This is a genomic window from Streptomyces sp. NBC_01426, from assembly GCF_036231985.1.
Lineage (GTDB): Bacteria > Actinomycetota > Actinomycetes > Streptomycetales > Streptomycetaceae > Streptomyces.
In genome coordinates this window covers 4,987,098-4,999,282 of sequence record NZ_CP109500.1, presented here as the reverse complement: position 1 = coordinate 4,999,282, position 12,185 = coordinate 4,987,098, and the positions used below count along the sequence as shown (strand labels likewise).

At 73.1% G+C, this 12,185-nt stretch carries 7 protein-coding genes and 1 tRNA gene; 7 read left to right on the top strand and 1 reads right to left on the bottom strand.

The features are described 5' to 3' along the window. Window positions 1–2 precede the first annotated feature (2 nt). Entirely contained in the window at window positions 3–1,607 is a 1,605-nt protein-coding gene (locus OG906_RS22195) for a dynamin family protein (protein ID WP_329448093.1), read from the bottom strand. A 333-nt stretch (window positions 1,608–1,940) separates the two neighbouring features. On the opposite strand from OG906_RS22195, the gene OG906_RS22190 reads away from it, so the two are divergent. The 7 genes from OG906_RS22190 to OG906_RS22160 all read left to right on the top strand — a co-directional run bounded on the left by OG906_RS22190 (window position 1,941) and on the right by OG906_RS22160 (window position 12,171). Next, a tRNA-Arg gene (locus OG906_RS22190) sits at window positions 1,941–2,016 on the top strand. Window positions 2,017–2,297: 281 nt separating this feature from the next. Further along, window positions 2,298–4,331 (top strand): DEDDh family exonuclease, encoded by a 2,034-nt coding sequence (locus tag OG906_RS22185; protein ID WP_329445189.1) that lies wholly within the window; start codon window positions 2,298–2,300, stop codon window positions 4,329–4,331. Window positions 4,332–4,690: 359 nt separating this feature from the next. Further along, the gene (locus tag OG906_RS22180) at window positions 4,691–7,312 is read left to right on the top strand and encodes a Z1 domain-containing protein (RefSeq protein ID WP_329445187.1); all 2,622 of its coding nucleotides are present in this window, start codon (window positions 4,691–4,693) and stop codon (window positions 7,310–7,312) included. Further along, window positions 7,309–8,403 carry a PD-(D/E)XK motif protein gene (locus OG906_RS22175; RefSeq protein ID WP_329445185.1) on the top strand — a complete coding sequence of 365 codons (1,095 nt, stop codon included), beginning with the start codon at window positions 7,309–7,311 and terminating at the stop codon, window positions 8,401–8,403. The genes OG906_RS22180 and OG906_RS22175 overlap by 4 nt, the downstream gene beginning before the upstream one ends. Further along, on the top strand, window positions 8,400–10,376 hold the full coding sequence (locus OG906_RS22170; protein WP_329445183.1) for a hypothetical protein: 1,977 nt from the start codon (window positions 8,400–8,402) through the stop codon (window positions 10,374–10,376). Before OG906_RS22175 ends, OG906_RS22170 begins: the two co-directional genes overlap by 4 nt. After that, entirely contained in the window at window positions 10,373–11,305 is a 933-nt protein-coding gene (locus OG906_RS22165) for a hypothetical protein (protein ID WP_329445181.1), read from the top strand. The genes OG906_RS22170 and OG906_RS22165 overlap by 4 nt, the downstream gene beginning before the upstream one ends. Next, window positions 11,302–12,171, top strand: a complete 870-nt coding sequence (locus tag OG906_RS22160) for a DUF6339 family protein (RefSeq protein ID WP_329445179.1) — start codon at window positions 11,302–11,304, stop codon at window positions 12,169–12,171. The genes OG906_RS22165 and OG906_RS22160 overlap by 4 nt, the downstream gene beginning before the upstream one ends. Window positions 12,172–12,185: the final 14 nt, after the last annotated feature.

The window sequence follows — 12,185 nt, the reverse complement described above, 5'->3', positions numbered from 1 at the left end:
TGTCACCTCTCCTTCTGCAGTACGGACAACGCGGCGATCAGCTCGGCCTGTGGTTCCGGGGTCACTTCGAGGGCTTCCAGGGGGGCGAGGCGGCGGTCGCGTTCGGCGCGCAGCACCTGGTCCAGGTGTTCGCCGACCAGTTCGCCGCCGCGGTCCCGCAGCCGTACGGCGGCCTGTACGCCGATCCGCTCGGCGAGCTTCTCGCCCGCCGGGCGGGCCCGCTTGCCGCCGAGGAGCGCGGCGACCAGGAGGGCCGCGACGCCGTCGGGGTCGGGCGCGGGCTGCTTGTCGAGCCGCGCGACCTCCTCCTCGGCGAGTTCCTCCAGCACGCGCCGCCAGCGGCGCACGGCCATGCCGATACGGTCCGCCGCCTCACGGTCGGGCGCCGGCAGGGCGACCGCGGCGGCCGCCGGTTCGCGCCGCCAGGCCTCCGCGATCCGCTCGTCGGCGGCGGCCACGGCGCACTGGAGCAGCGCGGCGAGCGACTCGGCGAGGGAGTCGAGCAGTTCGTCGGCGGTGGTGTCGAGGGGGTAGCCGCGCCACCTGGTGAGCGCGTCGCCGGCCAGGACCGCGCCCTTGTCGAGCCGGTTGCGCACCCGCTTGCCCTCGCGGCGGTAGGCGTCCGTGACGGCCGATGTCAGCCGTACGGCGGCGGCGTGCTGGGCGGCCACCGCGGAGGCGAGTTCCGGCATCCGGCGGCCGAGGGAGTCCAGCGCGCCCAGCGCGGTCCGCCCGACGGCGTACTGCCGGGCGGCGGGGTCCTGGGCGTGGTGGCTGAGCCATGCGAAGAGCGGCGCGACGGCGCTGGCCGGCAGCAACCCGCCCCCGCCGGTGGACTCGGGCAGCTCGGGCACCGTGAACCGGGGCACGTCGCCGAGCCCGGCCCGGGTGAGCAGGGCCCCGTACTGCCGGGAGACGTCGACGAGCACCTGGTGCGGCACCCGGTCGAGCACCGTGACCAGGGTCGCCTTGTACTGCTTGGCGGTGCGCAGCAGGTGCCAGGGGACGGCGTCGGCGTACCGCGAGGCGGTGGTGACCATCACCCAGACGTCCGCGGCGCAGATGAGGTCGGAGGCGAGGGTGCGGTTCTCGACGACGAGGGAGTCGATGTCGGGGGCGTCGAGGATGGCGAGCCCGCGCGGCAGGGTCGAGACGGTCTCGATCCGCAGTTCGCGGGTGGCGTGGGTGTTCCCGCGGGGCGGCTTCCTGGTCGCGGGAGGGGATTCGTCCTCCTCGTGGGGCACCCAGACCCGCACCAGGTCGGGCAGGACGCGCATCCCGGCGAACCAGTGATGATCATCCGGATGGCAGACAAGCACCGGGATTCGTGTCGTGGGACGCAACACCCCGGCTTCGCTGACCTGCCTCCCCACGAGGGAGTTGACGAGGGTGGACTTACCGGCCCCGGTGGACCCGCCGACGACGGCGAGCAGCGGCGCCTCGGGCGCCTTCAGCCGGGGAACGAGGTAGTCGTCGAGCTGCGCGAGCAGCTCGGCTCTGGTCTGGCGGGCGCGCGGAGCGCCGGGCAGGGGCAGCGGCAGACGCACGGACGCGACCCGGTCGCGCAGGGCGGACAGGGCATCGAGCAGCTGAGGCCGAACATCCAAGGTCACCACATGCGAAGAATGCCCAATTTAGGACCATTTTTGAAGCTTATACGTCCTCTGCGCGCCGACCGCCACCCCGGAGAGACGTCCCGGGACACGACGGACGAGCGGGACTCAGGCATAACGAGTGCACAACACCCGGGGCGACGCGGCGCAAAAGCGATGCGAAAATCGCACCTGCCTGCGATTATCGGGACCGCTTCACCGAACCTCCACATCGTGGCACGCGGGTGAAGCAACCGGGACAAGGTGAGTGGAGCCCTATCCTTGACCCGGCACGGCCCACGGTCCCACCCCCACCTCGGGGCTCCAGGACACCACGGCCACCTTCCGGCCCCCGTAGCTCAGTGGATAGAGCAGGTGCCTTCTAAGCACTTGGCCGCAGGTTCGAGTCCTGCCGGGGGCACCACTTCTCCACCCCTCGAAGCCCTCCCCCACGGGAGGGCTTTCGTGCAGGTCAGCGGCGTGTCAGCGGAGTCTCCGCAGCAGCGCCGCAAGCACATCCGGGGTCCTGACGGCGCATCCGGCGGCCCGACCCGGACGGCTCTCGAAGGTCACCCGTTCGCCGCGCCGCCGAGTTCACCGCCGGGTTCCCCGCCCAGTTCCCCGCCGGCGCCCACGGCGACCCGAGAGGGGACAAATCGGCATTCCGGTTGAAGACGGAACGAATGTCGGATCATTCTTTCCGTCATGAGTCTCGTCTCCACCGCCGCCGCCGACGTGTCCGATCCACACGACTACGCCCTCGAATGGGCGCTGGTGGACGTGGAGACCTCCGGGTTGACGCCGCGACAGCATCGGGTGCTCTCGGTGGCGGTGGTGACGCTCGGCCCGGACGGCCGGCAGACGGGCGAGTTCTCGACCCTGCTGGACCCCGGCTGCGATCCCGGCCCCGTCCACGTTCACGGGCTGACCTCCGAGCGGCTGCGCGGGCAACCCACCTTCGGGCAGGTCGCGGGGCGGATCGCGGAACTGCTCCGGGACCGCGTCCTGGTCGCCCACAACGCCCAGTTCGACTACGACTTCCTGGCGCACGAGTTCGCGCGGGCCGGGGTCCACCTGCCCGTGGCGCGCCGGCTGTGCACCCTCGCGCTGAACCGGCGCGTGGACCCGCCGACCCCGGACCTGCGCCTGGGGACGCTGGCCGCCCACTACGGCGTGAAGCAGACCCGGGCGCACGACGCCCTGGACGACACCCGGGTCCTCGCCGGAATCCTGCGCGCCACCCTGAAGGAGGCGGCCCGGCTGGACCTGCCGTTGCCGTTGGTCCCCTGCCCGCCCCGGCAGGACCCCCGGTTCGCGCCCAGGGCTCCCAAGACCCCGTGTGCGTACCGCAACCCCGGCAGGCCGGCCGCGGGCGGTCCCCTCGTCCAGGGCATGAAGATCTCGATCACGGGCGACACCGAGACCGCGCGCGCCGACCTCGTGGCGCGGTCCGTCGCCGCCGGCCTGAACGTGATGGGCAACGTCAGCCGACACACCGGCGTCCTGGTCACGAACGACACCGCCTCGGGGTCCGTCAAGGCCCGGCGGGCGATCGCGGAGGGCGTCCCGGTGGTCGACGAGCGCGCGTTCCTCCGACTGCTGGACGACGTACGGCCGGGAACCCCGCACGAGAACCCGACGGCCACGGAACCGACGACCGCGGAACCCGCGGCGACGGGGACGGCGGGGACAGGGACGAGGACGGCCGCGATCCCGCACCAGGCGACACCGGCCTCGCGACCCACGCCGGCCGCCGCCGCCTCTCCGGCCGCCCCACCCTCTCCGGCCGACGCACCCGCACCGGCCGCCGCGCCCACACCGTCCGACGCCCCCTCACCGACCACGTCCCTCGCCGCGCCCGCCCGCCGGCCCGAGGTCCCGGCCGGGGTGCGGCCGTTGACCGGTCGGCGGGTCCTCGTCCTCGGCGGGACACATCCCGTCTCCTCGCGGGCCCGCGGCCGGATCGTCGAACTCGGCGGGTCCGCCGCCGTCAACCTCTCCGCGAGCGTCACGGACGTCGTCCTCTTCCCGGGCGCCGAGACCGACCGGCGGATGGCCCGGATCACCTCCCTGCTGATCCCGACGCACGACGCGGACTGGCTCACCGCGCCCGGAGCGCCCCGCACCGGCTCCGAAGCCGGCTCCGAAGCGGGCTCCGCCCACGACTCCCCCGCCGGCACCCCCGCCGACGACGCGCGGGCCCGGTCCCCGCGGGTACTGCCGCGGGGCGGGGTGATCGACCTTCCCGGTACGGGAACAGAGTTCTGCTGGGACGTGGGCGCTTCCTGGGCCCAGCAGACGCGTTGCGAGATCGACGTGGTCGCCTTCGTCGTCGACGAGGACGAACAGGTCTCCTGCGACGAGGACTTCGTCTTCTACGGGGCCCCGGAGAACCCGAACGGATCCGTACGGCTGCTCGGCGACGGGCCGACCGAGCAGACGATCGGCATCGATCTCGGCGCCATGCCGCCTGCCGCCCGCCGGGTCGTCGTCTGCGCCGCGATCGACGGCGCGCCCGCCTTCGGCGAGGTCGGCGCCGTCCAGGTCACCGTGGCGGCGGGCACGGGCGCGATGCCGCTGGCGCAGGTCACGGTGGACGCCGCCACGACCGAACGCACCATGGTCCTCGCGGAGATCTACCGCCGCGGCCCGCTCTGGCGCTTCCGCGCCGTCGGCCAGGGGTACGACCACGGCCTGGCGGCCCTCGCGCGGACCTACGGCGTCGACGTCGCCGACTGAGCCGGCGCCCCGGAAACCGGCTCCCGAAACACCGGCCGGACACATCCGGCATGGGGTATTTTCGTATCATCGGTCATGCAGCCACCTGCGACGGAGGCCGGGAGCCGTGTCCGCACCATCCCCGCGACCGCCTCCAGGACGCCCCTCACGACCCGACGACCGGGCGTACGACCTCCGCCCGTCCCAGCCCGCCTCGACCGCCTCACGAACGTCGGTCGACATGACGTTCTTCGGCGGATCGATCACCGTCGACCGCGCCGCTCGCTAGCGTGATCCGTGGAAGAACGTCGTATCGACCAGCCGGAAACACACCTGGTCGACTCTGAATCACTTGTGAGGCATGGGTGGGGAACCCGCAAATGGACGCGGCCTGGTCGCGTTATCAGAGCATGCTCGACGGGATGCTCCCGCACGAGGCGACGCAGCAGTTGCACGACCTCTTCGTGCCGGACGAGGTGATCGAGGAGATGGTGCGCCGCCACGAGGCGGCCACCACCGAGATCGCCACCCTGCGCGAACCGCTGGCCGTGGGGCGGGAGAACGCCGTCCGCTGGTACGCGGGGCCGCGCGCCGGGGACCGGAACTGGCCCGCGTTCGAGAAGCGGTTGGGGCGCCATCTCGACCGGGACGAGGTCAGGAAGATCGACACGGCCTCCGATCGCGTCGTCGCCATGCTCGACCATCCGGCCACCCCCACCTTCCGCTCCCGCGGCCTGGTCCTCGGACACGTGCAGTCGGGCAAGACCAGCAACTTCACGGCGGTGTGCTGCAAGGCGGCGGACCGCGGCTACCGCATGTTCATCGTCCTGTCCGGCGTCACGAACTCGCTGCGCCGGCAGACCCAGACCCGCCTGATCCGCGACCTCGTGGATCTCAACCCGCCGCTCTGGCACCAGATCACCAAGGCGGAACACGACTTCCAGCCGCCGCCGAACGCCCAGTCCTTCCTGGCGTCCAAGGACCAGTGCCTGCTCCTGGTGGTCAAGAAGAACGGACCGGTGCTGAAGAAGCTGCGGGACTGGCTGGAGGAGGCGCGCGAGCAACTCGTCAACTGCCCGACGCTGATCATCGACGACGAGGCGGACCAGGCGACCATCGCCACGCGCAGGATCAATCCGCTCATCCGGGACGTCATCGGCCGTATTCCCAAGGTCTGTTACGTCGGGTACACGGCGACGCCGTTCGCCAACCTCCTCGTCGACCCGGTGGACGAGGAGGACTTCTACCCGCGCGACTTCATCCTCAGCCTGCCCCGCGGCGACGACTACCAGGGCCCGGAGACCCTCTTCGGCCGCAATCCCCTGGACCTGGAGGACCCGGCCGAGGTCCCCGGCGGCCTCGACATGATCCGGACGATTCCCGACGACGAACTCGCCCTCCTACGACCGGCGAAACGGTCCGCGATCCCCGACTTCGCCCCCGAGGAAGCCTCCTCGCTCCGCCGGGCCGTCCTCTGGTTCTGGCTGGCCACCGCCGCGCGGCACGTCCGCGGGCAGGGCGACGGGCACTCGTCGATGCTGATCCACGCGCACTCCGACACCCGCGTCCACGACTCGTACCAGCCCGTGCTCCAGGCGCTCCGCGACGAGGCGGCGCACGGCGTCCGGGAGGACGACCCCGCCGTCGTCGGGGAGTTCCGCGACCTGTGGGACGAGGAGTCGCGTCGCGTGACGCCGCAGGACGGCGGCCCCCCGCTCGACTTCGCGTCCGTGCGCGCCGCCCTGGAGCCGGTGGTCTCCGGGACGCGCATCGTCATGGACCACTACCGCAGCACGGATCGCCTCGACTACGACTCCGGGCCCGTCAACGTCATCGCCGTCGGCGGGAACACCCTCTCGCGGGGACTCACCCTGGAGGGGCTCGTGGTCAGCTTCTTCGTGCGCTCGTCCAACGTCTACGACACCCTCCTCCAGATGGGGCGTTGGTTCGGCTACCGCCCCGGCTACGAGGACCTGCCGCGCATCTTCATGCCCGCCGAGACCCGTCGCTGGTTCACGCACCTGGCGACGGTCGAGGCGGAGATGCGCGTGGAGATCGACCGGTACATCACGGAGCACCTCACCCCGCTGGACATGGCCGTGCGCATCAGGTCCCACCCCAAGATGAAGGTGACCTCTCCGGCCAAGTCCAAGGGGGCCGTGCGCGGCGCCGCCTCCTACGGCGGTCAACTCGTCGAGACCCGCTACTTCCCCTGCGAGAAGACCGCCGAGGACGAGCGGTGGCACGCGGACAACGCGGCCGCGGTGTCGCGGTTGTTGGCCGCCGCGCACCGTGAGGGCACCCTCGACGCGAAGACCCGGGCCGGTCGGGCCCTGTGGCGCGGGATCCCCGTGGAATACGTCCTCGCGTTCGTCGACGAGTACCGCTTCCATCCCAAGGCCCTCGACGCCGCCCGCGACCTGCTCGGCGGGTACATCGGCAAGCGGAGCAAGGCCGGCGGTCTGGTCAGTTGGAACGTGGGAGTCGTCGGGAAGCGGCCCGCCGGCGGCGGATTGATCGGGTTGCCCCACGGCGGCGCGGTGGATCCCGTGGTCCGTACCCGGCTGGACCTCGGCGTGAGCGACCCGGTCGCCGACATCAAGACCCTCACCGGTTCCCGGGACGAGGCGCTGGACCTCGACATCCCCGAGGGCGAGGAGGTCAACCGCAGCCTGCTCCAGCGGCTGCGGACCTCCCAGCAGCCCGAGCGCGGGCTGATCCTGCTGTACCCGATCGACGCCAAGGCCCCGGTCCCGGTGCGCGGCGCGGCGGGACAGGAGCGGGCGGTGGCCGGTCGGGCCCCGCTGGACGCGCCGGGCGACATCGTCTGGGGCGCCGCCCTGGTCTTCCCCAAGCCGACCGGCGGCGTGGACCTCGGCGTCGAGTACGACTACCTCCAGGCCGATCTCTCGCGCGTGTTCCCCACCGCCGGCGAGGACGAGGACGAGGACATCTCGGTGCTCGAACAGGACCTCGACGGCGGCCCGGAGGGCGCCGCGTGACCGCGCGCCCCTGGTCCGCCGCGACCGTCCGGCTGCGTGAGCTCTTCGAGTCGCAGTGGAACGCGCTCGACCGGCGGGCGGCCGGGACGGCCGGCGGCCCGGGGTCGGGCCACTCGGGGACGGGCGGCACGGCGTCCCACGGCCCCGGGCACGGCGGCTCGGTGATCACGGCGAAGCTGGAGATCGACACCCCTCAGGGCGCGCTCCGCCTCGGCCTCGACGGCGACGGGCTGCGTCACCTGCTGGTGCCGATCGGGCCGTCGGCCGGGGTCGAGGACGACGTGCGCAGCGCCGGCGTCCGCCTCACCACCCGGACGCTGTCGCACGACGACGGCCTCCCGGTGCGTTACGCGGACATCGCCTGCCTCAGGCGTGATCTCGCCGGGACGTTCACGGGGCTGGTCGCGGACCTCGCCGGGCTGATCCTCGCCCAACCGGATCAGGCCCCCTCGCTCATCGTCCGTACGCTGCACGCCTGGAGGCTGCTGCTGGCGGGGGCGTCCACGAGTTGGACCGTGCCGCGCCTGGCCGGACTCTTCGCCGAACTCCGCGTCCTGGAGGCCCTGCTGGACGTGAACCCGCAGGCCGTCCGGGCCTGGCTGGGTCCGCTCGGCTGCCCCCAGGACTTCCGGGGCGCCCACCACGCCATCGAGGTCAAGGGCAGCGTCGCCGCCGAAGGCCGCGTCATCCACGTCCACGGCGTCGATCAGTTGGACACACCGCCGGAGGGCACGCTCACGCTGGCGTGGTCGCGCGTCACCGAGGCGGCGGCGCCCGGGGCGCGCTCCGTACCGGACCTGCTCGCGGCGTGCCGCGAGCGGATCGACGACCTCGGGGCCTTCGAGACGCGACTGACGGCGCTCGGGCTGCCGCGGGGCGCGGAGTCCACGATCGACCGGGTGCGGTTCCTCACCGCGGAACAGCGCTGGTACGACGTGTCGGGAGACTTCCCCCGCATCGTGCCCGCCAGCTTCGCGGGCGGGACCGCGCCCACCGGGGTCCGGAGCGTGGAGTACCGGATCGACCTGAACACCGTCACGCACACCGCCGAACCGGAGCGCGTCCTGAAGCGGCTGGGGGCCGACCTGTGAGCGAGACAGGCTGGTACGCGCAGCCCTTCCGGGCCGACGGCGGCATCACGGCGCGCGGTCTGCTGAGCCAACTGGGCAGCCCCAGCCTGTCCCCGCTGACGCTGCTCGTGCGCGAGGCGGCCCAGAACTCCTGGGACGCCCGCCTGCCCGATCAGGGTGTGGTGCGCTTCAGGCTCGACCTGACCACGGTCGGCGCCGGCCACAGCGCGGCCTGGCGCCGCCTGTTCGCCGGCGCATCGTCGGGCACCACCCGCTCCGACACGATGTTCCGCCCGCTCTCCCAGGCGAAGTCCCTGCGCTACCTGGCGATATCCGACCGGGGCACGATGGGCCTGGCCGGCCCGACGCGCTCCGACGCCGGGAAGACCGCCCGGCGGGAATGGGCGCGGTTCGTCCTGAACAGCGGTGACCGGGACGGAGGCAGCGGCTCGACCGGCGGCGGCACGTTCGGCTACGGCAAGAGCGCCCTGTTCCGAATGTCGAAGGTCGGCTGCGTCTTCGCCCACACCCGGTTCCGGGACGACGACGGGCGGGTGCGTTCGCGTTTCATCGGCGTCGCGATCCGCGAGTCGTTCTGGGACGGGGAGACGCGGTACACCGGCCGGCACTGGTGGGGGCTCCCCGAGGCGGAGCACTGCGAACCGCTGACGGACGCCGGGGCGGACGCCGCGGCGCACGAGTTGGGGATACCCGGGTTCGCCGGCGAGGAGACCGGCACGACGCTCGTGGTGGTCGACCCCGACCTCACGGACCCGACGCTGCCGGACTCGGACACCACCCCCGAGCTGTCCGTGGCGGAGGCGGGCGCCTACCTCGCCGACGCCGCGGCCTGGAACCTGTGGCCCATCCTGCTCACCGACCGGGACCGGCGCATGAGCGTCACGGTCACGGCGAACGGGGTGGACGTCCCGGTGCCCGACGAGGGCTCCGACGCGGCCCTGGCCTTCTTCGCCGGCGCGTACCGCCAGGTCGCGGACGGCACGGCTCAGGTGTTGTCGTGCGGCAAGCCGCTCAAGGAACTGGGCCACTTCGCCCACGCCTTCACGTTCGGCGCCCTCGTGACGTCGCCGGCGGCGCGTGAGCTGGGCATCGAGGGCGCTCCCCGGCACGTCTGTCTGATGCGCGGACCGGAACTCGTGGTCCGCTACCACCCGGGGCCCGAGCGGTCGAATCCGGACGCCGGATACGCGGCGGTCTTCAAGGTCCTGGGCGACCTCGACGAGACGTTCGCCCGGGCGGAGCCGCCGACCCACGACGCGTGGGAGTACCAGCAGTTGCAGGGCCGCGAGGCGACGTTCGTACGGACCGCGGGCCGTCGGCTGAAGGAACAGTGCGACCGGCTGAGCGGCGCCCAGGCGCGCAGGGCCGTCAAGGTCGGCACCTACGCCATGGGGTCCGTGGCCCAGCGCCTGGGCCACCTGCTGGCGGGACCGGGCGGAACGGGCAGCGCGGTACTGCTGTCCGGCGCGCATCCCGGCACGGCGCGAACCGGCGGGAACGCGGCCGGTCCCGGCGGGCAACCGGCGGGCGCGCACCCGGCGGGGCCCTTCGTCGCGCCGGGGTCGGACGGGCCCGGTCAGGGCGTCGGCGGCGCGCCCCCGGGCGCAGGAGCGGGTCCGGGCGGCGGAGCGGCCCCGGGCGGCGGGCGGTCCGGTGTCCGCCGGCCGAGCCTGATCGCCGGACCGCGCTTCGAGATGATCGACGGAAGGCCGTACGTGGTGCAGCGGGTACGGGTCCACGGACCCGACCGGGTGGAGGGCGCGGTGCGCGTGCTCACCGGTGACGGTGTGGCGGAAGGGACGTCCCCGACGGGGGTGACACCTCCCGAGGTGCACGGCTGGCGCCTGCCGTCGGACGGCTCCCTCGTGGCCGGCGAGGTGTTCTACCACGCCGGCGACGCCACGGAGGTCGATCTGATCGTCACCGCCGTCGCCGACGTGCTCGTCGACATCAGCGTGGTGGGTCGGGCATGAGCGTGCGCGTCTGGCCCTACCGCAGACCCCTCGACCGGATCCGCGCCGCCCCGTGGCGACTGGGCGACACCGCCGGCGACCCCGTGCCGGCCGCGCTGCCCGCCTGGGACTACGCCTCGGACCTCACGTTGGCCCGGCTGGTCGAGATCGACCTCGCCGAGCTGCGCGCGGACTGCGGGCTGCCGCCCGACGCGCCGCTGCGCCTGGCCGTGCGCCACTGGCCGTCCACGTCGCTGCTCCGCACGTCCGCCCACGCACAGGACCTCGCGCCCCACCAGGACCGGGCGACCTGCGAGGTGCTGATCTCGGTCGACAGCTCCGAGTTGGGCGGCTTCCTGACGGTGGAGACCCTCGTCGTCCTCGCCGGCGATCTGCCGACCACCGAGCCGTTCGTGGCGGCCCGCGGCGGATCCATCCTGTGGAGCGATCAGATACGCGTGCACCTGGAGGGCGGCGCCGGTCTGCTGCCGATCGCGCCGGTGTCCTTCGCGGAAGCCGGGCTCCCCGCCGGCTCGGCCTGGTACGTGAGCATGGACGGCGGGGACTGGCAGCAGGCCGCGATGGGCAGTCTGCTCGTCCTCCTCAACGAGGACAATCCCACGGTCAAGCAGGCGATGGAGGCCTCGCGGAGCGAGCTCTCGGGAATGCTGTGGAGCATGTTGGAGGCCGACATCGTGACCGACCTGGTGGGACGGGCACTGGACGACGACGCCTTCGTCGACGAGACGCCCTCCGACGACCCCGACGGTGACCTGACGATGGCGGGGCTCGTGCGCGCCTTGGTCCGCACCTATCTGGCACGGCCGACCGAGTCCCCGGAGCACGCGATCAAACGACTCCGGGACGACCGGCGCAGGGACCCCTCGCGGTTCCGCGCCGACGTCCACTGCGGTGTCCGCTTCCTCACGGACAGGGAGGCCACGTCATGAGCCGCGTCACGGGCGACGCCGGGACCGGGGTCATGAGCCTGCTCTACCCGCGCCTGCTGCCCGGGGAGACGGAGCGCCGGTTCCGCATGCTCCACGAGGTACCGGCGGGCGGGCACGCGTCCATGGCCGACAACCACTCCTCGCGGGCCGTGTACGCGGCCACGGGCGGGCGGCGGGTCACGCGCGACGAACTCGACCAACTCCGGGGCTCCGTGCTGCGCGTGGCGCACGACCAGGGCTTCCCGGCCGCCCCGTCCGCGGCGCAGCGCACCGCCTTCGACCGCGAGGCGGCGCAGGTGCTGCGGGAGGGGTGCCGGATGGTGCCCGGCGAGGCCGCGCAACGGCAGGTGTGGGCGTTCCTCGCGCTCGTGCTCCTTCCGGACGTGTGCGTCTGGCGGTGGCCCGCCGACGCGGGCAACCGGTACGTGGCCGACCGCTTCAAGGGCACCGACCTGACGCGGCACGCGCTCGCCCGGCTGTGGACCCGCGCGCACGTGCTCCGCGACGACGCGGCGGACGACCCGTACCACCTGCTGGACGTGCTCGGCGAGGCCGACCTCGACCAGATCATGGCGCGGCGCTCCGCACTCGCCGGGTCTCCGGCGCTGGTGCGGGCCATCGTGCGGACCCATCGGGACGACGAGGCGGGCGGCGCGAGCCCCGCCTCCCGTGCCGTGGCATCCCGTGCCGTGGCCTCTCCTGCCATGGCCTCGCGTGCCGTGGCCTCTCGTGCCGTGCTCCGGGAGAGCCTGACGCGGTTGCTGCGGCTCACGGCGTTCGTCGACCTGGACTCGGCGTCGGAACCGGAGCTGGGGCGCCTGGTGCGGCAGGTGCGGTCCGAGGCGCGGGCCGCACTGGGCGGGTGAGGGGCGGGGATCGG

Coding starts and splice junctions, on each gene's coding strand:
- OG906_RS22180 (WP_329445187.1), top strand. CDS start 4,691: ATGGACGCGGCCTGGTCGCGTTATCAGAGCATGCTCGACGGGATGCTC.
- OG906_RS22165 (WP_329445181.1), top strand. CDS start 10,373: ATGAGCGTGCGCGTCTGGCCCTACCGCAGACCCCTCGACCGGATCCGC.
- OG906_RS22185 (WP_329445189.1), top strand. CDS start 2,298: ATGAGTCTCGTCTCCACCGCCGCCGCCGACGTGTCCGATCCACACGAC.
- OG906_RS22160 (WP_329445179.1), top strand. CDS start 11,302: ATGAGCCGCGTCACGGGCGACGCCGGGACCGGGGTCATGAGCCTGCTC.